We start from the raw sequence: 23,881 nt of genomic DNA, 5'->3' as shown, positions 1-23,881 counted from the left end.
GCACATGGCCCACCCTTAACTTTAATTTAATTATTCTTAAAACATGTATTGAATTGACACTGATGCTACGTCCATTTCTGGGTCAATGTCATCATCTAATTCGTAACGTTCGTATTCTAAACGCATTTGAACATTGCTAGAAAACGCGTATTGAATACCTGCACCGTAAAATATGTCGCCGCCGTCTTGTGAGGCTGAAATGCTACCAACAGGAAGCTCTTGCTCTACATCTGCATCCCATTCAAACCAACCACCTTTAGCATATACCGAAAAGCTTTCAGAAAGCGGTGCCGCTAAAGTGGCTGCTAATGATACACCATCAACTTCCGCTTTACTGTCAATGTCACTTACTTCATCAAAGTTTTGATAAGCCAATTCAAGGCCAAAGTGTTCATTAAACTGTGTACCAATGTACCCTTTAAGCATTTGTGCATCGTCGTCAAATTCAGTGTCATTTTCGCTGTCTTCAAATTCAAACGAGTATTGACCATAGCCTACACCTGTATAAATGCGAGGAGAATCAAAATCCGTAATATCAGCGTGTGCTGCAGAGTTAAAACCCAGTGTTGCTAAAGCAATTGCAGAAAGAGAAAGTGTTTTAATCATTGTATAGCTCCTTTAAAAAATAATATATGTTTGACCAACTTATCAAACGACAATTAGATATTTGCAGCGAGCATGCCAACAACAATAATTGATTACAAAATAGCCGTAAAAAGGACATTTACGGCTAATATAGGTTGTTTTTGTATTTTTTATAAGCAGAGTGAACTTTTTTGAATTTTTGTTTTCTAAATAAAACTTGTACCTTTTACACGGTTTTTTGTGAGTTTTACATTGTACGTTTATACTTTATGAAGCAAGTTTTCTGTCTCTATCGCAATCTGTTTCATCTTAATTGCATAGTTTTCTAATTTTTTATCTTCATCTGTTACTGCTTTAAATGCAGGAACCTCTACTGGGTAACCTGTTTCGTCCATAGCTACAAAGCTAATAACACAGTGGTTAGTTTCAACCATGTTTTGTGTTTTAGGATCGCCACAGCGAACTTGAATAAATATTTGCATGCTGGTTGAGCCTGTATGCGCTATTTTGGCTTCTACCTCTACAATTTGACCTACAAGGATAGGGCGTCTAAATTTAACCCCAGCTACAGAAACAGTCACACAGTAATGACCACTCCATCCGGCAGCACAGGCATAGCCCGCTTGGTCAATCCATTTCATGACCACACCACCGTGGACCTTTCCACCAAAATTTACATCGGTTGGCTCTGCTAAAAAACGAAATACAACATTTGACGACGGCATATTAAACTCTCACTTTGTTAAACTTAATTAAGAGCATAACGTAAAAAAGGGGCCGAAGCCCCTGCAATTTAGGATAGGTTTATAATTTATATGTAAAAGAGGCGTTTTTTATACGCCTTTATGCATAAAATAGTTACATATTTGGGTAGTTAGGGCCGCCAGCGCCTTCGGGTGTAACCCAGGTAATATTTTGGCTAGGATCTTTAATGTCGCAGGTTTTACAATGCACACAGTTTTGTGCGTTGATGACAAATTGGTTTTCGCCTTCTATTTTTTGCACTTCATATACACCAGCCGGACAATAACGCTGTGCGGGTTCATCAAATTTAACTAAGTTAACTGAGATAGGAATTGAGTCATCTTTTAATTTTAAGTGGCACGGCTGCGATTCTTCATGGTTAGTGTTTGATAAAAATACGCTAGAGAGTTTATCAAAGCTAATTTGTCCATCTGGCTTAGGGTAGTTAATGTTAGGGCTGTTAGCTGTATCTTTAAGCGTGTCGTAATCGGGCGTGTTATCTTTAAAGGTAAAGGGCAGAGCACCTTTGAATATGTTTTGATCTAGGGTGTTGTACGCACCTCCAACAAATTTACCCAATGTATGCATCGCAGGGCCAAAATTGCGAGATTGGTATAGCTCTTTATAAGCCCATGAATTTTCAAACGCGTTTTTGTATTCAGCTAAATCTGTATTGGCGTGGCCCATGTTGAGTGCATTAAAAATAACTTCTGCCGCCACCATTCCCGACTTCATTGCAGTATGATTACCCTTGATTTTGGCAAAATTGAGTGTACCTGCATCGCAACCTATTAATAGTCCACCTGCAAAATGCATTTTTGGTAATGAATAAAGGCCGCCTTTGGCAATAGCGCGAGCACCATAAGCAATACGTTCACCCCCTTCAAGGGTGTGTTTAAACACAGGGTGGTGTTTCATTCGTTGGAACTCATCAAATGGACTTAGGTGAGGGTTCGCGTAATTTAAGTCAACAATTAAACCTACAACCACCTGATTGTTTTCACAATGGTACATAAATGAGCCGCCATTAGTATCGCCACACAGTGGCCAGCCCGTACCATGAACGACTTTGCCTTGTTGGTGTTTGCTTGCATCAATTTGCCATATTTCTTTAAAGCCTAAGCCATAGTGTTGTGGCGAAGCTTCTTTATCAAGCGCAAACTCATTGATAAGTTGTTTCCCTAAATGGCCGCGACAACCCTCAGCAAATATCGTGTATTTCGCACGAAGCTCCATACCTGGCATATAGCCATCTTTTTCATTGCCATCTTTATCAACACCCATGTCACCTGTGATAATCCCTTTGACAATGTCTTGCTCAATAATTAAAGAGTGAGCACTAAAGCCTGGGAATATCTCAACGCCTAAGTTTTCGGCTTGCTCTGCAAGCCACCTGCACACATTCCCCATCGATACAATGTAATTGCCTTCATTATGAAATGTTTTAGGGGTCGCAAAGCGAGGGAGAGCGGTGGCTTTCTCACTGTTATTAAACCAATAAATTTCATCGTGTGAGACTTGCGTTGTAATAGGCGCATCAAGTTCTTGCCAGTTTGGTAAAAGCTCGTCTAAGGCTTTAGTTTCAAATACCGCCCCTGAAAGAATATGCGCGCCTACTTCGGAGCCTTTTTCTACTACACAAATACTCAGCTCTTGTTGTTTTTCTTGAGCTAATTGCGCGAGTTTAATGGCACTGGCAAGACCTGCTGGGCCCGCGCCTACGATAACTACATCAAATTCCATGGTTTCACGTTCGACCATAATAACCTCTTAATCAATGACGGGCTTAGCTAAATTAGATAAGCAATGCAGCCTTTTTAATACTTGCACATTAAATGTTACAGGCTGTGAATACTTTAAGGTTATTTTAGGTTGACGTTTACGTCAACAGGAAGTAGTCTGAATTCATAAAATAAATAGGTTGACGTACACGTTAGCTTGTAGGTTTAAATATAGATGGAGTTCCTATGAAAGTTCTCGTTCCAATAAAAAGAGTGATCGATTACAACGTTAAAGCACGCGTAAAGGCTGATAACAGTGACGTTGACTTAGCAAATGTAAAAATGGCAATGAACCCATTTTGTGAAATTGCTATAGAAGAAGCGATTCGATTAAAAGAAGCGGGTACAGCCACTGAGGTTATCGCAGTAACAATTTGTGCAAAAGCTGCACAAGAGCAGCTACGCACTGCACTTGCATTAGGTGCAGATAAAGCCATTCACATCGAAACGGATGAAAAACTAGAGTCATTGCACATAGCTAAATTATTAGCAAAATTAGTGGAGCAAGAGGCTCCTGAGTTGGTTATCCTTGGCAAGCAATCTATTGATTCAGACAACAATCAAACAGGCCAAATGTTAGCGGCTTTAACTAAGCGCAGCCAAGGTACATTTGCCTCTAAAGTAGATATAAACGGTAATACAGTTAATGTTACCCGAGAAGTAGATGGTGGCTTACAAACGGTTGCTCTGAAACTGCCTGCTATTGTAACTACCGATTTGCGCTTAAACGAGCCGCGCTATGCATCGCTGCCTAATATCATGAAAGCGAAGCGCAAACCTCTCGATGTCATAGCAGCAGATTCGTTAGGTGTTGACTTAACACCGCGCGTAGAATTAATAAAAGTAGAAGAGCCGGCTAAGCGCAGTGGGGGCATTATTGTTGAAGATGTTGCCCAACTAGTTGAAAAACTTAAAACAGAGGCAAAGGTGATTTAAATGAAAACACTTGTAATTGCAGAGCACGATAACGGTGCACTAAAACCAGAAACCTCAAAAACAATAAATGCGGCAAGTAAATTAGGTTTTGATATAGATGTGCTTATAGCAGGGACAAACCTAGGCGCAATGAGTGAGAAAGCGGCCTGTATTGAAGGGGTTACTAATGTATTGACCTCTGACAATACCCTTTATGAGCATCAATTAGCTGAAAATATGGCTGAACTTGTTTTAAGCATAGCCGATGACTATACACATATTGTTGCCAGTGCAACGACCACCGGCAAAAACTTTATGCCACGCGTGGCCGCTCTTTTGGATGTGGCGCAAATCTCAGAAATAATTGAAGTGGTAGATAGCGAAACTTTTAAACGTCCAATTTACGCTGGTAATGCCATTGCCACGGTTAAGTCGCTAGATAACAAAAAAGTAATCACCGTACGTGCGAGCAGCTTTGACTTACAAAACGAACAATCACCTGCCAATATTAGTGCATTGGAAGCTGCGAATGATGTACAACTAAGTGACTTTGTAAGCGTTGAGCAAACTGAGTCGGAACGTCCTGAGCTTACAGCTGCAGAAGTGGTTATTTCTGGTGGTCGCGGTATGCAAAACGGTGAAAATTTCGCGTTATTAAACGGTATTGCCGATAAGTTAGGTGCAGCTATTGGTGCATCACGCGCAGCCGTTGATGCAGGCTTTGTACCTAATGATATGCAAGTGGGGCAAACAGGTAAAATTGTTGCCCCTAACTTATATATTGCAGTCGGTATTAGTGGTGCTATTCAGCACTTAGCAGGTATGAAAGATTCAAAAGTCATTGTTGCAATAAACAAAGACCCAGACGCGCCAATATTTCAGGTAGCAGATTACGGTCTAGTTGCTGATTTATTTGATGTATTACCGCAGCTTGAAAACGCGCTTTAAACACATTCTGGTTGTAAAGCCGCGGTGAACTTAGGTTCCTGCGGCTTTTTTATTCCACCTCAACCATAGAGTAATGATGTGCTGACAAAGTATCTAAAACACGTTTATTTTTTAATAAATTAAGCAACAAATCGGTTTGCTCTACAGAGCGGCTAGATTGGCTATTTACTAATAAAATAAGGGGGCGAACAAACGTATATTCACCGTTTTTAATGGTCTCATCGGAAACGTCAACGCCATTGATGCCCAGTAAATTTATTTTATTAATTTTTTTAGACCCCTGTAGTTGAGATACAGCGCCATAAGAGTCAAAGGCAATAGCATTAGGCATACGTTGTACTATGCCAAGCGCTTGATTAAATTCGTCGTACATTTGTACTTCAGTTTTTGGAAATAAACCGCGGTTACCGGTTTGCTTTAATTTAATAGTATTGGCATTTGGTACGCGCATAAACGTTAGGTTTAAAAATTCTAACAAAATATCAAATGTGCCATGATTATAGGCCTTACTAAAAAGTAAAATTTTGTTATCTCTTTGTGTCTCTGGTACATAATCTGGGTTAACTTCTTGCCATGTTTTATATTTACCCGCATAAATATTACTAAGCTGCTCAATGCTTAGCGAGTTGATATTATTTTTCTTGTTAGTGAAAAAGACCAACGCATCTTGCGCAATAATAATTTGGCGAACGTGAGGGTATTTTTCTTGTTCGGCGTTGGTTAAATAACGCGAAGACGTGCCAATATCTATAATGTTCTCCGCTATGGCTTTAATGCCTTTAGTACTTCCCATAGAGCGAATTTGCATGGCGGTATTGGTTTGTTTTTCAAAGGTAGGTTTGATTAAATGCAAAAGGTGTGTAACCGAAGAGGAGCCACCAATAAGTAACGGTTTGTGTTGTGGATCAATATTGGAAACGGATGTTGCTATGTTTGATGAAGAAAGCAGTACGGTAGCTGCTAAAATAAGGTTTTTTATCATGCTATTAGTCCGATAACGAATTCGTTATAAAACTATAGCTCAAAATTTATAAATCTCTAATTTATAAACAGTATCTTAAACAGGCATTAAAAAGCCAGCAAAAAAGCTGGCTTTTAAATCAATTAACTTGACTAGTAGGTCGCGCTACCTTTAGTACGAGGGAAGGCAATTACATCACGTACGTTGCCCATACCTGTTACATAGGCAACCAGGCGTTCAAAACCTAAACCAAAGCCAGAGTGTGGCACGCTACCGTATTTACGTAAATCGCGGTACCAGCTGTAGTCTTCTTTGTTTAAGCCCATTTCATCTAAACGCGCATCAAGCACATCAAGGCGCTCTTCACGTTGTGAACCACCAATAATTTCACCAATGCCAGGTGCTACAACGTCCATAGCGGCAACGGTTTTACCGTCTTCGTTTTGGCGCATGTAAAACGCTTTAATATCGCGCGGGTAGTTTTTAATAACAACCGGTGCTTTAAAGTGCTCTTCTGCTAAGTAGCGCTCGTGCTCTGATTGTAAATCTACACCCCATTCAACTGCGTATTCAAACTTTTTACCACATGACTTAAGTATTTCTACGGCATCAGTGTAATCAACTTGCGCGAAGTCTTTTTCTACAAACTCTTCTAAACGGCTAATCGCTGTTTTTTCGATACGCTGAGCAAAAAACTCCATATCATCACGGCGCTCTTCTAGTACCGCTTTAAATACATACTTAAGCATGTTTTCAGCAAGTTTTGCAATGTCTTCTAAATCAGCAAATGCAACTTCAGGCTCAACCATCCAAAACTCAGCCAAGTGGCGAGATGTGTTTGAGTTTTCTGCGCGGAACGTAGGACCAAATGTGTAAATTTTTGACATAGCCGATGCGTATGTTTCACCATTTAATTGGCCAGATACCGTTAAAAAGGCTTCTTTACCAAAAAAGTCTTCGCTGTAATCAACATCGCCTTTATCAGTGCGCGGCAAGTTTTGCATATCTAGCGTTGAAACGCGGAACATTTCACCTGCACCTTCACAGTCACTTGCTGTGATGATTGGTGTGCTGATCCAGTAAAAACCTTGCTCGTGGTAAAAACGGTGAATAGCTTGTGCTAAACAGTTACGTACACGTGTTACTGCGCCAATCATGTTTGTGCGAGGGCGAAGGTGAGCGTGCTCACGTAAATACTCAATGCTGTGGCGTTTAGCCGACATAGGGTATGAATCAGGGTTTTCTACCCAACCTAACACAGTGACAGAATTAGCTTGAATTTCAAAAGACTGTCCTTTACCTGCAGATTGTACTAACACACCAGTAACCGACACAGAACAACCGGCTGTTAAGCTAGTAACTTCATCATAATTATTTAGTGAATTAGGAACTACCGCTTGTATAGGATCAAAACACGAACCGTCATGAACGGCTAAAAATGATATTCCTGCTTTTGAATCGCGGCGTGTACGGATCCAGCCTTTTACTGTTACTTGGCTGTCTACCGCAACATTGCCTTTTAATAGCTCTGAAATCGCTAAATGGCTCATCTTCACTCCAATGATATAAGTTGCCTAACTGTATAATATTAACTACTCAACGCAGCGGTTAAATTTAGTGCGTTGAACTTGAACCGTGTATCTTACCTAGTTAAATAAAATAAAAAAACTATTGTGAGCAACTCTTTAAAAGTTTTTATGCATGTGGGTTACTTTTACAGCGTTTTTTGCTTTAAATTACCACTATTATTATTTGGTACTCTTAAATTTACTGATTTTGTGGCATTATTAAAGTATTCGTATAAACGTTTACCATTACCCAAAAATGGATGCTATGAAACAAGTTTTTATTTTAAGAGGGCTACCAGGAAGTGGTAAGTCTTACTATGCCCAAACCCTAGCAGATGAGCTAGGTGGAGTAGATTCAAGCCAGTATTTGATTTGTTCAACCGATGATTACTTCGTTAATGAGCAAGGTGAATACCACTTTGATAAATTTAAATTACCGCAATACCATAACTTAAATTTAGCGCGCTTTATAAATGCGTTAGCGCAAAATATTCCGCTTGTCATTGTTGATAACACCAATATAAAAAAATGGGAGTTTATTGCGTACTCTCAAGCAGCCCATGCACTTGGCTACCAAGTAAAAGAAGTGATTGTAGGTGAGGTTAAAGATAAATCTATGCAACACTTATACGCCAAGCGCAATACGCATAATGTGCCCTTAAAAACTATTAGCAAAATGGCGTATATGTTTGAATGGTAGGTGAGTGTTACTTATGGATTATTTAAGCTTTATTAAAGCGCTTAAATCACACTGAGTAATGGCATCTAGATGAGCAGTGATTTTTTCATTGCTCCAATCCCACCAGGCTATATCTAATAAGGTGCTTATAGTGTTGCCATCAAACCTAGTTTTAATTACTTTTGCTGGGTTACCACCTACCACACTATAAGCAGGTACATCACAGGTCACCACCGATTTACTTGCAATGATAGAGCCACTGCCAATATTAACCCCCGGCATTATGGTTGCGTCATAACCAATCCATACATCGTGACCGATAACCGTATCGCCTTTAAAGGGTAACTCGCCAGCTTGTGGGGCCGATTTTTCCCAGCCGTTGCCAAATATAAAAAATGGATAAGTAGAAAACCCCGCTGTTTGATGATTAGCGCCGTTCATTATAAAGGTTACGTTTTTAGCTATGGCGCAAAATTTCCCAATAATGAGGCGATCCCCAATAAAATCGAAATGGTAAAGAACATTTTTTTCGAAGTTTTCAGGGCCATCAGGATCGTCGTAATAGGTATAATCACCCACAACTATATTAGGCGAGGTAATAAAGTTTTTTAAAAAGCCTACCTGAGGAAAGCCCTCAACAGGGGCTGTGTTATTTGGATTAGGACCCTGTTTAGGCATAGCTACCTCATCGTTTAATTATTGTCTTTTATACACAGCCAGCGGGTGAGTAGTCACAATTGAAACATGAACGCTGTCGCCGGGGTTGACCACAACCTCGTGGCTGACACGGCTAGTAACGAGCGTATTACAGCTTAATTTAACCGCACATAAACGGCTGCCACCTTCAAAGCGTACCCAAACAACTTCACCGTTAGGTTGATTTAAGTTTTGGATAAGCTGTACATCATCGGGACGCAGTAATACATCTACATCGCCGCTATCACAGTCTACACCTTGGCCAGGTGCTACACCAATGCTGGTGGTTGCTTGGCCATTTTCAAACTGCCCAGCAATAAAGCTTGCCTCACCTAAAAAGCGTGCCACAAAGCGGTTGTTTGGCATGCTAAAACATTGTTCAGGGCTATCGAGTTGCTGTATTTTACCGTTTTGTAGTACACCCACACGATCACCTACAGAAAGCGCTTCTTCTTGGTCATGAGTAACCCACACTGCAGGCACACCAGCTTCTTTAAGGGCATTTCTAATATCCCAGCGCAGCATATCTTTTAATGCGGCATCGAGGTTAGAAAGTGGCTCATCAAGCAACACAAAATCAGGCTGGTGGGCAAGTGTACGGGCAAGTGCCACACGCTGTTTTTGACCACCAGAGAGGGTGGCTGGTTTTTTTGCTCTAAAGTCATTTAGACCAAGTAGTTTAATCCAGTGATCCGCAATGGCAGTGTTTTTTAATCTAAAACAAATGTTTTGCTCAACGGTTAAATGAGGGAACAACGCAAAATCTTGAAATACCATGCCCACACTGCGTTTTTCAGGGGGCACATTGAGGGTGGGCGTTGCTCGCCACTTACCTACGTTTATTTCACCCTCACTGATAGGGATAAGCCCTGCAAGTGCTTGCAATATTGTACTTTTACCACAACCCGTAGGGCCCACTAGCATGAGAATTTCATTGTCACCTAACGATATATTTAAATCGCTTACAACACGGTTACTGCCGTAATCTATAGACAACTGGCTTACAGATAGCATTTGTATTTAAATCCTCAATGTTCGAGTTGGTTACGTTTTTCGCCAGACATCATAATAGCTAAGCCACAGGCAGAAATCACCACTAACAATAAACCGGGAATGGCAGCACGGCCAAAATATCCGGCTTCGTAGACACGCCATAAATAGGTTGAAAGGGTTTCAAACCCGGTAGGGCCTAGCAATAGTGTTGCTTCAAGTTCGCGCATTGACTCTAAAAACACTAATGCAGCGCCGGCAATAATACCACGCATTGTTAATGGTAAGGTAATGCGAGTAAATGCTTCACGTGGGCTTGCACCGAGTACGCGTGCCGATTTAATTAAGCTTTGATCTAAATGTTCTGTGCTCGTGCGAACAGAGCCTACGGCAAGTGGTAAAAACCTAAGCATATAAGCGATAATTAAAAGCGCTAACGTTTGGTATAAAAATGGCAGTTGTAAACCACCATAAACAAGGGCGGTGCCCATCACAATACCGGGAATACCAAAACCAAAGTAGGTAACTCGCTCCATAATTCTACCGGCCTTTCCGCTTAAAGCAGCGTGAGCTACAGGAATAGCCACAATAACTGCCACTATGGCGGCAATCGCTGAGGCATAGGCTGAGTTCCACGCTATGCTAAAGTCAAAATTGCTGTAACCATCACGCGCTAACCAAACAAAAAATATTGCCAGCGGTAAACCAATAGCGAGTAATAAAATAGGGCCAAAGGTAGCAATCATCGCTGTTACTTGCCATTTAGATGGAAACAACACAAGTGGACGACCGTGGCGCTCAGAGGCGGTTTTTATTTGTGACTCTATTAATAGTAAAAAGCCCACAATTACCATTAATTGTAACGACAACATAGCAGCACGCCCTAACGCAAACGCATTGTATTCTACGTAAATTACCCGAGTGAAGGTATCTAAGCGCATCATGGCAGGAGTACCAAAATCCGAAAGGGTATAAAGCGCTACTAATAACGAGCCTGCTGCAATACCATTTATTACACGAGGTAAAATCACTTTAAACACACTTTGTGTCATCGACATACCCAAAGTACGCGCTGCGTTTACCATGCTGGCATCTAAACTAAGTAAAGATGAGCGTGTGGTCATCATTACAAAAGGAAATGTATATAAGGTCATTACAATGGCTGCACCACTTAACCCGTACATGGGTGGGGTTTCAAAGCCAAGTAGATTATTTATTTCACCGCCTGGGCCAAACGCAGCATATAAAGTAAATGCGCCAATATAACTTGGAATAGCCAATGGCGCGGCAAAAATTACCAGCCATATTTTCTTAAAAGGCAAATGCACATATGCACTAATAAAAGCCAGTGGCACCCCAATTAGAATTGAACCTAATACGGTCAATCCCATTAGCGATAACGTATTGCCCAGTATTTTTAAGTTATGACTGTCAAAAAGGGTACTGGTGTCGCTAGCAAGGGTAATTAAAATATAAACAGGGGTAATCGTAATGAGCGCTGCAAGCAGCGCCATTGGGTAAGAAGCAGGTATTCGCATTTATAAAACGCCGTTGTTGCGCATCAAGTTGATGGTAGGGCGTAAATCCGCAAGTTGCGTTAAATCAACTTTTGGTGGAGATATATCACTTAGCGATGGTAAACCTTGAGGTTGAGTAATACCATTAACCAGCGGTATTTCGTAAGCTTCGCGAGCTAAATAACCTTGCACTTCTTCGCTTAGTAAATATCGCATAAAGTTGGTTGCAAGCGGGTCATCGTTTAGCGTTAGTATGCCAGAGGCATTGACTAAACAACCTGCATCTTGCTCGGTAAAGGCTAAATCTAGTTTAGCATCGGGTTTACCTGATTTTAGACGTAATGTGTAATAGTGATTAGCAAAGCCAATATCTACTTCGCCCCGTTCAACCGCCATAACAACACCGAGTTCACCGGCGTAGGTTTTAGCGCGCTTTTTAACTTTTTTAAGCCATTTAGCCGTTTTATCATCGCCTTCTAAAATACGCATAGCGGTAACAAACGATTGAAACGAAGCATAAGCAGGGGCCCAACCAATTGATAAATCGCTATCTGCAATGTCCATTATGCTTGTAGGAATTTGATCTTTAGTTAAGCGTGACGTGTTATACGGTAATGTACGTATACGGCCAGTTACAGGCGCCCATTGATCGTATCTAAATTGAGGCTGTAATTGCGCAGATAAATCACTAGGCAGCGGCTTTGCAAGGCCTGCATCAGTCACTAGGCCTATAGCGCCTGAGTCTACTGCCCAAAACAAATCGGCTCTACGTACGCCTGCTTTGGCTTCTGCTACTATGGTATTGGCAAGCGCAGCGGTTGGACCTCGGCGAATAGCTAAATTAAAATCGGGATTTTTTTTCTGAATCGCTTGTAATACATTTTCATACAAACCACCTTCACCACGGCCAAGGTATAAGGTTAAATCACCTTTAAGCTTTGGTAAATTATCAACAGACACTGGGTTTGCTATATCGGCAGCTAGTGCGCGAGAAAGGGGCAGTGGCATAGCGCCAACAACCCCTAACGCAGCTAGGCCTTGTATAAAGGTCCTACGCTTCACTTAAAAAACATCCTTACGCGACTTCTCCGCTTTTTCAATTAGCGTTTTAGCGCGGTCTAATTTAGTGTGCATATCACTTACCACGTCACGTACTTCATCAACGCTTTTAGCGCTTTTAATAGTTTGTGGAAGTGTTACGTTAAAATCTTTTTCCAGTACTTCTACTAGTTTTGCATCTTGCTCAATAAGCGTACCTTCTACGCCTTCAAACAGGTGTAAATACGTATCGTGAACAATTTCAGTGGCTTCTTCGTTTAAGCGCTCTGCAAACTTAGCAACAACACGGTCAAGCTTATGCTTGATTTCGTCAATTGTGGCACTTTGGGTCATGCCTTCTGTTGCAGTGGCTTTAACTGTATCAAGTAAGCCTTTTTGCTGGAATTTTGCGGCAAGCTTAACAGCACCAAGACCTTGCCACAAGGCTATGTTCATGGCTTTTTGCTGTTTGCGCACTTCTTGGGCAGGCTTGTTGTTATCAATAGCCATTTTTACGCCATAAATTCCTTGCCAAATAGAGGCGTACACGGGTACGTAGTTAGTTTCAATAGCACTATGAAACTTAACCGACTCCCAATACTCAATTAAATCATCACTTTTAACTGCTTTAGCACCGTTTTTGCTGTAGTCAGTTACCATGGTGTCTACTTTACCAACCATCCATTCAACTTCTTCTGAATAGTCTTTAATGTTTTCTTGTAAGTGGTTTACGTGCTCACCAATTGGGCCGTTAGCTAGCACAGGCTGTGTAGCAAAAGCAGAAGCTAACAATAGGCTTGCACCTAGTGTTTTTACAGATTTAGAAAGGTGTTTCATAGTAGAGAGTCCGAAAAGGTAATTGTAAATGATAGACATTATCATATCCGTAATATTTACTAAAATCAATATAACTAATACGCTAATAAAAAGCTCAAAACCTGAGCAAAATTAATACCTAACAGGCAAATGATGGCTCTGCTTCTTAGGTATAATTTAACGCTTAGCAGTAATGCTTACCAGCAATAGCTGTGTAAATAGCATCGCATAGGGTTTTTATACTGGCTGAGTCGCTAATATACGGGGGCATTAGATAAATAAGTTTGCCAAACGGGCGAATCCATACGCCTTGCTCAACAAAGTAAGCTTGAATTTTTGCAACATCCACACTCCCAGCAACATCAGTTAGCTCTACAACGCCTATAGCACCTAAAGTACGTACATTGGCTACAGCATCTAATTCATTACACTTATTAAGTTGTTGTAGTTGCGTATTTATATCGCTAATGCGTTGCTGCCAGTTTTGCGCTAGGAGCAAATCTATACTGGCGCACGCCACTGCACAGGCAAGGGGGTTCCCCATAAAAGTAGGTCCGTGCATCAAAACGCCGGCCTCCCCCTCGCTAATACCTGTGGCTATTTTATTACTGGTAAGCGTAGCTGAGAGGGTCATTGAGCCTCCGGTAAGTGCTTTACCTATACACATAATATCGGGTTCGATATTACCGTGCTCTACAGCAAATAATTTACCTGTGCGGCCAAACCCAGTGGCTATTTCATCGCAAATCAGTAAAACATTATATTGCGTGCATAATTTACGAACGCAGGCCAAATACGCGGGGTGATAAAAGTTCATGCCTCCGGCATTTTGTACAATAGGCTCAATTATAAAAGCGGCTACCTCGTGGTGGTGCGCTTTAAAGAAGCGCTCTAGCGTTTGTGCTTCTGCTTGGTCAAAATCGCCATCAAATTTACTTACAGGGGCAGGTACAAACACATGCTCAGGTAAAAAACCTTTATACAAACTGTGCATAGAATTAACCGGATCGCACACGCTCATAGCGGCAAACGTATCGCCATGGTAACCCTTATACGGCGTCATTAATTTTTGTTTTGTGTTAATACCTTGGCTTAGCCAATATTGCAGCGCCATTTTTATGGCTACTTCTACACTAACCGAACCACTATCGGCTAAAAATACTTTAGTTAAATCCGGTGGGGTAATATCAACAAGCTTTTTACACAGCGTTACTGCGCTTTTATGGGTAATGCCGCCAAACATTACATGGCTCATGGTATTAATTTGCTCAACCATGGCGTTATTCAAAATTGGATGATTATAGCCGTGTATAGCACTCCACCATGACGCCATACCATCAATAAGTTGCTCGCCGGTTTCTAAGTAAATTATATTGTGTTTGGCATGAGTAACAGGATACACAGGGATAGGCTGTGTCATAGATGTGTAGGGGTGCCAAATGTGGTCACGATCAAAATCTAGGTCAATCGTTTGTTTTTTATTCATATGTAAACTTTGAGGTGGTGGGTTTCGTTGACAATGGTACTTCAAGACGTAGACTAATCCAACATCACCACTGAGAAAAATAAGAGACTACTATGGAACATGCACCTGTTCGCCACGATTGGACCCACGCAGAAGTAAAAGCATTATTTGAAATGCCTTTTAACGACTTATTGTTTAAAGCGGCCTCGGTTCATCGCGCTAATTTTAATCCTAACGAAGTACAAATATCTACTTTACTATCTATTAAAACAGGCGCTTGCCCAGAAGACTGTAAATATTGTCCACAATCGGGGCACTATAAAACCGACTTAGAGCGCGAGCGCTTAATCGAGGTAGAAAAAGTGGTAGAACAAGCACGCTTAGCTAAACAAAAAGGCGCGACGCGTTTTTGTATGGGCGCAGCCTGGTCAGATCCAAAAGACAGAGACATGCCCTATATTTCTAAAATGGTAAAAGAAGTAAAAGAACTCGGCCTAGAAACTTGCATGACCCTTGGTAAACTTACCAACGAAAAAGCACATGAACTAAGTAATGCAGGCCTTGATTATTACAACCATAACCTCGACACCTCGCCTGAATATTACGAACAAATTATATCGACCCGTACCTTTGAAGACAGATTAAATACCATAGATCACGTTCGTGATGCCGGCATGAAAGTATGTTCAGGTGGTATTGTAGGGATGGGCGAGCAACCTGCAGACCGATACGGTTTATTAATGCAATTGGCAAATTTACAACAGCAACCAGAAAGCGTACCTATTAATATGCTGGTAAAAGTAAAAGGCACACCGCTTGAAAACGTAGACGATTTAGATCATTTTGAATTTATACGCACCATAGCAACTGCCCGTATTATGATGCCACACAGCTACGTGCGTTTATCGGCAGGGCGCAGCGCCATGAACGAGCAAATGCAGTCGATGTGTTTTTTTGCAGGCGCTAACTCAATATTTTATGGTGATAAGCTATTAACAACAGAAAACCCAGAGGCCGATGCCGACATGAAGCTCATTAAAAAGTTAGGCATGAACCCAGAAAAACACCAAGACTATTCAGACGAAGCCGTTGCGGCGTCGCTTTCATCGCAAGTAGCTGATAAAGCAACGTCTGAACTATTCTACGAAGCGTAAGCCTAGCCTTTATGCCATTTGAATTTATAAATACGCATATTCAAGCGCGCCAGCAAGATGCATTATTACGCAAACGCCATGTGGTGCAACGCGCTACAGCACGTACCATTACAGTAAATAACGCAACTTACCTTAATTTTGCCAGTAATGATTACTTAGGTTTTGGTGATTGCGGTATAAAGCTTGAGCAAAACAACGTACTTGGTAGCCACAGCTCTCCCTTAGTTACTGGTTATCAGGCGCAGCAACAAGAGTTAGAGCAATACCTATGTAGCGCGCTTGGCTACGAAGCTGGCATGGTGTTTAACTCGGGGTTTAGTGCAAATAGCAGTGTAATTAAAGCGTTGTTTAGTGATAAAAGTGCTGCACAAAACAGTGCAATTTTTCAAGATAAGCTAAACCACGCCAGTTTGATTGATGGTGCAATGCACTCAAATGCCGCACTAGTGCGCTTTAATCATAACGATTTAAAACACTTACGTTCGCGGCTCGAAAAATCAAAAGCACACAATAAGCTGATTATTAGCGAAGGGGTGTTTTCGATGGATGGCGACACCGCCCCCATAAAAGAGCTGCTTGCTTTAGCTAAAGAGCACAATGCTTGGCTTATGATTGACGATGCACATGGTTTTGGCGCATTAGGTAAAACCGGTTTAGGTAGCTGCGAGGTATTGTTGGATGAGGGCTTAGCACTGCCCGAAATACTGGTTATTACCTTTGGAAAAGCGGTGGCAAGTAGCGGGGCCTGTGTACTTTCAAATAACCAATTAATTAATTACATGCTGCAGTTTAATCGCGACTACACCTATTCAACGGCTATGTCGCCACTTATGGCAGCCCTTACGCTTACGCGCTTGCAAGCCATAAAGCGCGCAGATACTAAACGCCAGCAGCTTAGTAGTAACATTGCTTGTTTTAAGCAGCTTTGTAAACACCACGCTATTGCTGTAATGGACTCAGACACTGCTATTCAGCCCATTGTACTTGGCTGCGCCGAGCAAACCTTGCACGCAGCGCAAAAGCTTAAACAGCAGGGTATTTGGTTAACGGCTATTCGCCCGCCTACTGTTGCGCATAATACCGCGCGGTTACGTGTTACTTTAACTGCAGCGCATACCCATGCAGATATAACCACACTTGTTGAGCACTTAAAAGGCGCAATAGCATGATTGCGCAGGCCTTAACTGATAACCACAGTGCGCAAACTGTAAATAAAAAGCCGGCGCTTTCAGCTATAAATGCTGAGCAAGTTCGCCCTCATTCAGCCCTTAAAAAGGGGGCAAGTAATAAGTTTTCTAAAGCAGCTGAGCAATACAACAGCCATGCAAATGTACAAAAACAGGCAGCAAGCGATTTATTTAAATTAATAAACACCCAGCCACACAATCAAAATAAATTATGTGTTGATTTAGGGGCTGGTCCGCTGGTTAATACTTCACAGCTAAACAAACAATACGGCCAAGTAATCGCTATAGATTTAAGCTTAAACATGCTTAAAAGCGCTGCATTAACTAACCCAAAAGTTTGCGCCGATATGGATAACCTGCCGCTTCAAGCCAACAGTATTGACGTTGTATTTAGTAACTTTGCAGTGCAATGGTCGGCCAATTTTGAAAAATTAATGCAGGCGCTTTATAAAAGCTTAAAGCCAGGTGGGCAGGCATATATAAGCACAGTGGTTGCGGGCTCGCTTAACGAAATTAAAACAGCGTTTGCAGCGCTTGATAACCGCAGCCATATAAATACCTTTAATACACACGCTTATATAAACCAGTCGGTCCAAAAGGCGGGGTTTAGTATTAATAGCTCGCAAAAAGTAATTTATACCGATTGTTATTCAAGCCCGTTAAAAGCCATTAAATCTATAAAGGCCATTGGTGCTACCACGCAAAACCATGCTAACTCACGCCAGGGGCTATTAACTAAGTCTGCTTTGCAACGGGTATGCAAGGCATATCCGCTTTTAAACAATCAAGCGTGTGTGTCGTACCATGTGGTATTATTATCTTTAAAAAAACCGATTACAAATACGTAAGTAGCACACGTTAAAATTGATCAAGGCAGTAAAATGAAAGAATTTTTTATTACCGGTACCGACACCGACGCCGGAAAAACCCACGTTACTAGTTTGCTGTTAAAGCTACTCGCCCAACATAAAAAAAACGCAATTGGCTTTAAACCACTTGCCGCAGGCTGCGAAATGGCGTTTGATCAGCTAGTAAATGCCGATGCACTTATGCTAATGGAAAGCGCCACGGTAAGTGCCAAATACGATGTAATAAATCCGTTTGCCTTTGCACCACCTATTGCACCGCATATAGCAGCAGAGCAAGTAGGGGTCACTATTACGCTTGATAAATTAAGCACAGCGTACGCAACCCTTAAACAACAAGGTGCCGATTATCATCTAACCGAAGGCGCGGGTGGTTGGGCACTGCCAATTAATAACACCGATTATTTATACGATTGGGTTAAAGCCGAGCAACTTCCGGTAATTTTAGTCGTAGGCATGAAACTAGGCTGCTTAAACCATGCCTTACTTACCGCTGCCCATATGCAAAGTTTAGGCATAAACTGTGTAGGCTGGATTGCCAACCAAGTAGACCCAAATATGGACGAATACCAAGCTAACCTTGATTCGTTAAAAGCACGCTTGCCATTTCCTATTTTGGCTATAAGCCCATACAGCGAGCAAACCCCTAAACTGCAAATATACAAAACCTTACTTAATACGCTCAGTATACAAGGCTAATTTGGGCTGCTTTGCGTTTTTAAATGCAAAGCAGTTTTTTATATTAAATACATGAGCTTATTAATTGTATTTACGCCTTGAATTTACCTACTTTAGTACACATATTAAAGGTTACAGCTTTTGTTACTAAGGAAATAACCCGCTATATGACGCACCCATATATTAAACGCTATGCTCAAAACACACAGGTCACGGCAGAGCCGCAAGTACCGCAAAGTACTCAGCCTAAAACCCGTGTGGGCATTTTAGGTGGCGGCACAGCGGGAGCAACAATAGCTATACGTTTGGCTGCGCTTGGTATTCAAACCACTATTTTTGAGAAAAAAAAGTCACTAATAGATGGCCCGCCCATGTGTCATTTACATGCGGGCGGTAACTTATACCGTGAAATACCGGACGAAGACTGCATAGACTTACTCAAACAATGTATTGATATTTTACGCCTATACCCCTACACCATAGACGTGCGCCCAACCGTGTTTGCAGTACCAACACGCGATGACGATTCACCCGACGATTTACTGCCACGTTTAGACAAAATTACCAACGCATATAAAGAACTCGTTGAACAAGATTGCAATAACAAGGTGCTTGGCGAACCTGATAATTACTATCAGTTGTATAGCCATGAGCAAATGATAGCGCTGAGTAAAAAAGAGCAAGTTACACAGCCTAAAACGCTTGATGAATGGATGATCCCCGTAGCTAAGCACTTAAACTTAAACAAAGTAAAATACCCGTTAATTGTTGCTCAAGAATACGGCTGGAATATTTTTAGGTTATCGGCCAGTGCGCAACTGGCCCTTGCTCAGTACGAACACGCGAACGTACTTACCAGTACTGAGGTTAAGCAAGTTAGCCAAGTTGAGCAAAACAGTGCTGGCAGCCAAATGCCAAAATGGAAAATTGAATACCAAAACAACCAAAGCAGTACAACCCAAACAGTAGAGGTAGATTACCTTATAAACGCCTGTGGCTTTCAAACTGGTGTTGTTGATGACATGGTCGGCGTAAAGCCCAAGCGTATGGTCGAATTTAAAGCCTCATACATTACGCACTGGCAAGGGGCAGGCGGGCAAATACCCGAAATTATTATTTATGGTAATCGGGGTACACCCGAGGGCATGGCACAACTAACGCCTTATCCTAATGGCTTTTATCAAATTCATGGTATGACCAACTCAATTACCTTGTTTAACGATGGCCTAGCCGATACTACTGAGCAAACGGCGCAGCCACAACTGCCTGATAAATATTTAAATTATATTAATAATGGGTGGGATCAGCAGGTATTAAAAGCACGTAGTCAAAAAGCCATTGATTATGTAGCCGAGTTTGTACCAGCATTTAAAAGTGCCAATACACAAAACAATGCCTTGTTTGGTGGCCAGCAAATCCCTGGCGAAGACGACACTTTGCGCGTAGCAGATGTTAGTTTATATTCGCATATTAGCTATGCACGTGCCGAAAACGTAAAAGCGTCATCAACTTTAATTGCTGCCGACGAAATAGTCGCCGAATTTACAAAACTTGGCTTACTAAGCGACGATGAACATATTAACGCACATCGCACTCATCATCAGTGGACCTACCTTGTGCAGCATAACCATGCAGATATCACTAAGGTTGCTAAATTATTAGCTACAGAGCGTGGTTTTCCAACCGATATGGCAACCATTAACAATTGTATTAAAACCACCCGCAACTAGTTATTTTTAATGGCATAACGAGGTTTCAATATCGTGTTATGCCGCACTTTCCCTCTTTTTAAAGCCTCTTTAAAAATTTATTCATAAACCCAAAAATAACCCTTGCGTTATGACATAGTTTGTCACAGAATAGCCTCAACGCTATGACATAGTGTGTCATAGCGTAATGATTGCTTTAACCTAATTTAATTTTATGTTCGGTGATCAAACCTATTTTTGTGAGGACAATATGAAACGTATATTTTTGTTTTTATTAACTAACCTAGCGGTTATGTTGGTATTAGGTGTCGTGCTTTCAATAATAATGAGCGCGCTGGGTTTAAGCCATCGTAGCCTTGGCGGAATATTACTTATAGCCTCAGTATTTGGCTTTGGTGGCTCGTTTATTTCGTTATTTATGTCTAAGTGGATTGCTAAAAAATCAACGGGCGCACAAGTAATTACTCAACCGCGCAACGAAACCGAGCACTGGCTTGTACAAACCGTATCAGCACAAGCTCAAAAAGCAGGTATAAACATGCCTGAAGTAGCCATTTACAACAGCCCAGAAATGAACGCCTTTGCAACCGGCCCAAGTAAAAACAACTCGCTGGTGGCGGTAAGCACAGGTTTATTACATAACATGAATCAAGACCAGGCCGAAGCCGTACTTGCCCACGAAGTATCGCACGTAGCTAATGGCGACATGGTAACGCTTACGCTAATACAAGGCGTGGTAAATACCTTTGTAATATTTGCCGCAAAAGTACTGGCTGGCATAGTCGATAACTTTTTAAATGGCGATGAAGAAGAGGGCGGTAGCAGCTGGTCTTACTTTTTATTCGATATGTTATTCCAAGTTGTATTTGGTGTACTGGCAAGCATAGTGGTTGCAAGTTACAGCCGTAAACGCGAATTTGCTGCCGACAGTGGCGCCGCTAAATTGGTAGGTGCAGACAAAATGCGTTCTGCCCTTGAGCGATTAAAGCAAAACCACCCGTCGCAATTACAAGGCTCAATGATGGCCTTTGGTATTGCAAGTGGAAAAGGGATGGCTGAGCTGTTTTCATCTCACCCACCACTTGATGCGCGAATAGACGCACTACGTAAATAAGTAACCCTTATTTAAAACACAAAAGCCAGCTTAATAGCTGGCTTTTTAGTATGTGCTGACTGGTTTATCAAGCGTTGAGGTTATTTACCAAAAATAATATCAGTAATGCCCTCTGGTGAGAGAATTTCTATCCAGTAGCCGTCGGGGTCTTTTATAAATGCTAAGCCCTTCATTGAGCCATCATCTGGCTTTTTAACAAACTCTACATCGTACTTTGCAAAGCGCTCGCTGGCAGCGTAAACATCTGGCACGCTAATACCAATATGGCCAAAGCCTTTAGGCTCTTGGTTGCCACTGTGGTAACCCTCAAAGCTATCGTCGTCTTCTGTGCCCCAGTTATGAGTAAGCTCAATGAGCGCAGGGCGACCAAATACCCATTTAGCTTTGGTTTTGTCATCACCTTGGGGCTGCTCTGGCTCGTAGCCTAAAAAGTACAGCGTAAACTTCATTTCAGGAAAGTCATACTTACCTAATAGCTTCATACCTAATACATTTTGATAAAATTCGAGCGACGGTTTGGGATCTTTAATACGCAACATAGTTTGTTGCATCACATAGCCTTTAGTGGCTTGTTCAATTTGCTCTGGCGATTCGTTATAGCTAGACATGGTAATCCTTTGTATAAATTAAGAAGCGAAAATAGAGATATAATGCTTAAATTATTATAATCAACCGTCGTTTAAATTACATAGCGCAATTTTAAAATAAGGAAGTACATGGCCATCACAATAACCACGGGCACATTTAAGGATATAACCGCTGTAAGTAAACATATTCCCGAACTTTTAACCACTATTGATAACCAAGCTTTGGATAGTCGCTTAAATAATAAAAAAGCACTTATATTAGTGGCCTATCATGAAAATGAATTAGTCGGTTTTAAAATTGGCTATGAACAATCAACTACGCAATTTTACAGCTGGCTTGGTGGCGTACATCATAAATACCGAAGGCGTGGTATAGCTAAAAAGCTACTTATTCAGCAGGAGGAATGGGCCGCTGAGCAAGGCTATACCCATATACATGTAAAATCGATGAACCGGTTTCCTCAAATGCTCACTATGTTAATCACAAATGGCTATCACATAGCTGGCTATGTCGATAAACAAAGTACAGAGCTCAGTAAAATTAAGTTTGTAAAACAATTAGCAAAATAAAATAGGACGCTTTATTCATCGTTATTTAACTAAGTGCCATGTAGGGTTTAAATAACTATTGCGGGCAATTACTTATACAGAAAATAACGTATATAAAGGAGTGACTATGTTTTTTGATGATATGCAGGGCTTAATACGCGTACTTATTATTGGCGTGCTGGGTTATATCGCGCTGGTGTTTTGGCTACGTATATCGGGTAAACGTACACTTTCTAAATGGAACGTATTCGACTTTATTGTCACTATTGCGCTGGGTTCTATTTTAGCCTCGGTGATCATTACAAAAAGCGTTGCGCTGCTAGAGGGCATGCTCGCGTTTGTAGTATTAATAGGGCTGCAATATGTTATTACGTGGCTAAGCGTACGCTCATCTACATTTGCTTCGCTTATAAAAGCAGAGCCTACGCTGTTACTAAGTGAGGGTGAGTACTGCACGGCAGCACTTAAATCGCAGCGGGTGACTAAATCAGAAATTCGCGCGGCGATTCGTGGTGCGGGTATATTAGCCATAGAAGATGTTGCCGCCGTAGTGCTCGAAACCGATGGCAGTTTTAGTGTACTTAAGCAAAATAACAGCGGGTTAAAAACCGCGCTGAGTGATGTAAGCGAGCATTAAATTAATACGCTAATAATTAAATTAACTAAGGCAGGTATATTACCTGCCTTATTTTGTATTAAAGCGTATTTTTATTTAGCGTGCTGCTCTAATAAACTAAAGGTAGGTAAGCGCCATTTAAAGCGTATTGATGCCATACGTATTAAGTAGCCTGCAACAAGGCTCACAATAATGCTGATGTTGTCATCAATATTGTAATGGTGCAGTGCCAAGTATAAACAGGCAACCAGTAACGATACACTCGCGTATAGCTCGTTATGTAATACAAGCGGCGCTTGGCGACATATTAAATCTCGCAGTAATCCACCAAATACACCGGTTACAACCGCAGCCACTGCACAAATTCCATAATGCAGCCCCATATTTAGTCCCACTTGGCAGCCAATAATACTAAACGCCGCAAGGCCCAGCGCATCTAAGCGCATAAAAATGCCTTTAAATTTAACCACCCACTTAGCCAGCCACGTAGTCACAATGCCTGCTATGCAAGTAATTAAAAGGTATTCTGGGTGCTGAACCCAGGTAAGGGGGTAATTGCCTAGTAAAATATCTCGCACGCTACCACCACCAATGGCTGTTGCACTGGCAACCAGTACAACACCAAACCAATCCATTTTCATTCGCCCAGCGCTAAGTGCGCCGGTCATGGCTTCTGCGGTAATACCAATAATATAAACAACGGTTAGTAGCATGCGAT

Annotated in this window: 24 protein-coding genes; 11 read left to right on the top strand and 13 right to left on the bottom strand. The window is 41.5% G+C overall.

All coding sequences use genetic code 11. The annotated features are described in order from the left end of the window. Window positions 1-36 precede the first annotated feature (36 nt). The 3 genes from AN391_RS07650 to AN391_RS07640 form a co-directional block, all read right to left on the bottom strand. Window positions 37-606, bottom strand: coding sequence for an outer membrane beta-barrel protein (locus AN391_RS07650; protein ID WP_055014850.1), 570 nt, complete (start codon window positions 604-606; stop codon window positions 37-39). A gap of 239 nt (window positions 607-845) precedes the next feature. Beyond that, window positions 846-1,310: an acyl-CoA thioesterase gene (locus AN391_RS07645; RefSeq protein WP_055014849.1), complete on the bottom strand. Its 465-nt coding sequence runs from the start codon at window positions 1,308-1,310 to the stop codon at window positions 846-848. A 133-nt stretch (window positions 1,311-1,443) separates the two neighbouring features. Next, window positions 1,444-3,090, bottom strand: coding sequence for an electron transfer flavoprotein-ubiquinone oxidoreductase (locus AN391_RS07640; protein WP_055014848.1), 1,647 nt, complete (start codon window positions 3,088-3,090; stop codon window positions 1,444-1,446). 206 nt (window positions 3,091-3,296) lie between these two features. Here AN391_RS07640 and AN391_RS07635 point away from each other — a divergent pair, with 206 nt between their 5' ends. Together AN391_RS07635 and AN391_RS07630 are read left to right on the top strand one after the other, a co-directional pair. Beyond that, window positions 3,297-4,046: an electron transfer flavoprotein subunit beta/FixA family protein gene (locus tag AN391_RS07635; RefSeq protein ID WP_055014847.1), complete on the top strand. Its 750-nt coding sequence runs from the start codon at window positions 3,297-3,299 to the stop codon at window positions 4,044-4,046. Next, window positions 4,047-4,973: an electron transfer flavoprotein subunit alpha/FixB family protein gene (locus AN391_RS07630; RefSeq protein ID WP_055014846.1), complete on the top strand. Its 927-nt coding sequence runs from the start codon at window positions 4,047-4,049 to the stop codon at window positions 4,971-4,973. Between the two features lie 49 nt (window positions 4,974-5,022). On the opposite strand, the gene AN391_RS07625 is transcribed toward AN391_RS07630, so the two are convergent. Both AN391_RS07625 and asnS read right to left on the bottom strand, forming a co-directional pair. Continuing rightward, entirely contained in the window at window positions 5,023-5,955 is a 933-nt protein-coding gene (locus AN391_RS07625; RefSeq protein ID WP_055014845.1) for a PstS family phosphate ABC transporter substrate-binding protein, read from the bottom strand. A gap of 131 nt (window positions 5,956-6,086) precedes the next feature. Then, window positions 6,087-7,484, bottom strand: a complete 1,398-nt coding sequence (gene asnS / locus AN391_RS07620; protein WP_055014844.1) for an asparagine--tRNA ligase — start codon at window positions 7,482-7,484, stop codon at window positions 6,087-6,089. A 283-nt stretch (window positions 7,485-7,767) separates the two neighbouring features. Here asnS and AN391_RS07615 point away from each other — a divergent pair, with 283 nt between their 5' ends. Next, window positions 7,768-8,202, top strand: coding sequence for an ATP-binding protein (locus AN391_RS07615; protein WP_055014843.1), 435 nt, complete (start codon window positions 7,768-7,770; stop codon window positions 8,200-8,202). Between the two features lie 18 nt (window positions 8,203-8,220). On the opposite strand, the gene AN391_RS07610 is transcribed toward AN391_RS07615, so the two are convergent. The 6 genes from AN391_RS07610 to bioA form a co-directional block, all read right to left on the bottom strand. After that, window positions 8,221-8,859, bottom strand: a complete 639-nt coding sequence (locus AN391_RS07610) for a Vat family streptogramin A O-acetyltransferase (protein ID WP_055014842.1) — start codon at window positions 8,857-8,859, stop codon at window positions 8,221-8,223. An 18-nt stretch (window positions 8,860-8,877) separates the two neighbouring features. Next, entirely contained in the window at window positions 8,878-9,891 is a 1,014-nt protein-coding gene (locus tag AN391_RS07605) for an ABC transporter ATP-binding protein (protein WP_055014841.1), read from the bottom strand. 14 nt (window positions 9,892-9,905) lie between these two features. Continuing rightward, complete coding sequence (locus AN391_RS07600; RefSeq protein ID WP_055014840.1) at window positions 9,906-11,405, bottom strand: iron ABC transporter permease; 1,500 nt, start codon at window positions 11,403-11,405, stop codon at window positions 9,906-9,908. Continuing rightward, a complete protein-coding gene (locus AN391_RS07595) occupies window positions 11,406-12,446 on the bottom strand; it encodes an extracellular solute-binding protein (protein ID WP_055014839.1) in 1,041 nt (346 codons plus the stop codon). Next, window positions 12,447-13,259, bottom strand: coding sequence for a hypothetical protein (locus AN391_RS07590; protein ID WP_055014838.1), 813 nt, complete (start codon window positions 13,257-13,259; stop codon window positions 12,447-12,449). It abuts the gene before it with no gap. A 163-nt stretch (window positions 13,260-13,422) separates the two neighbouring features. Continuing rightward, the gene (gene bioA, locus AN391_RS07585) at window positions 13,423-14,724 is read right to left on the bottom strand and encodes an adenosylmethionine--8-amino-7-oxononanoate transaminase (RefSeq protein ID WP_055014837.1); all 1,302 of its coding nucleotides are present in this window, start codon (window positions 14,722-14,724) and stop codon (window positions 13,423-13,425) included. 92 nt (window positions 14,725-14,816) lie between these two features. Here bioA and bioB point away from each other — a divergent pair, with 92 nt between their 5' ends. The 6 genes from bioB (at window position 14,817) to htpX (ending at window position 21,411) form a co-directional block, all read left to right on the top strand. Continuing rightward, on the top strand, window positions 14,817-15,857 hold the full coding sequence (bioB, locus tag AN391_RS07580) for a biotin synthase BioB (protein WP_055014836.1): 1,041 nt from the start codon (window positions 14,817-14,819) through the stop codon (window positions 15,855-15,857). 11 nt (window positions 15,858-15,868) lie between these two features. Further along, complete coding sequence (locus AN391_RS07575; protein ID WP_055014835.1) at window positions 15,869-17,026, top strand: 8-amino-7-oxononanoate synthase; 1,158 nt, start codon at window positions 15,869-15,871, stop codon at window positions 17,024-17,026. Then, window positions 17,023-17,892: a methyltransferase domain-containing protein gene (locus AN391_RS07570; protein WP_055014834.1), complete on the top strand. Its 870-nt coding sequence runs from the start codon at window positions 17,023-17,025 to the stop codon at window positions 17,890-17,892. Before AN391_RS07575 ends, AN391_RS07570 begins: the two co-directional genes overlap by 4 nt. A gap of 33 nt (window positions 17,893-17,925) precedes the next feature. Further along, a complete protein-coding gene (gene bioD, locus AN391_RS07565; protein WP_055014833.1) occupies window positions 17,926-18,609 on the top strand; it encodes a dethiobiotin synthase in 684 nt (227 codons plus the stop codon). Window positions 18,610-18,755: 146 nt separating this feature from the next. Next, on the top strand, window positions 18,756-20,318 hold the full coding sequence (locus tag AN391_RS07560) for an FAD-dependent oxidoreductase (RefSeq protein WP_055014832.1): 1,563 nt from the start codon (window positions 18,756-18,758) through the stop codon (window positions 20,316-20,318). A 229-nt stretch (window positions 20,319-20,547) separates the two neighbouring features. Further along, on the top strand, window positions 20,548-21,411 hold the full coding sequence (htpX, locus tag AN391_RS07555; protein WP_055014831.1) for a protease HtpX: 864 nt from the start codon (window positions 20,548-20,550) through the stop codon (window positions 21,409-21,411). A gap of 80 nt (window positions 21,412-21,491) precedes the next feature. Here the strand turns inward: htpX and gloA are convergent, their stop codons facing one another. Then, window positions 21,492-22,019 carry a lactoylglutathione lyase gene (gene gloA, locus AN391_RS07550; RefSeq protein WP_024033580.1) on the bottom strand — a complete coding sequence of 176 codons (528 nt, stop codon included), beginning with the start codon at window positions 22,017-22,019 and terminating at the stop codon, window positions 21,492-21,494. Between the two features lie 108 nt (window positions 22,020-22,127). On the opposite strand from gloA, the gene AN391_RS07545 reads away from it, so the two are divergent. Together AN391_RS07545 and AN391_RS07540 are read left to right on the top strand one after the other, a co-directional pair. Next, a complete protein-coding gene (locus AN391_RS07545) occupies window positions 22,128-22,568 on the top strand; it encodes a GNAT family N-acetyltransferase (RefSeq protein WP_055014830.1) in 441 nt (146 codons plus the stop codon). 106 nt (window positions 22,569-22,674) lie between these two features. After that, window positions 22,675-23,184, top strand: coding sequence for a DUF421 domain-containing protein (locus AN391_RS07540; RefSeq protein ID WP_055014829.1), 510 nt, complete (start codon window positions 22,675-22,677; stop codon window positions 23,182-23,184). A gap of 71 nt (window positions 23,185-23,255) precedes the next feature. Here AN391_RS07540 and AN391_RS07535 read toward each other — a convergent pair whose 3' ends face one another. Beyond that, complete coding sequence (locus AN391_RS07535) at window positions 23,256-23,876, bottom strand: trimeric intracellular cation channel family protein (protein ID WP_055014828.1); 621 nt, start codon at window positions 23,874-23,876, stop codon at window positions 23,256-23,258. Window positions 23,877-23,881: the final 5 nt, after the last annotated feature.

Source organism: Pseudoalteromonas sp. P1-13-1a, assembly GCF_001401875.1.
GTDB lineage: Bacteria > Pseudomonadota > Gammaproteobacteria > Enterobacterales > Alteromonadaceae > Pseudoalteromonas.
This window is presented reverse-complemented; position numbering and strand designations above follow the sequence as displayed.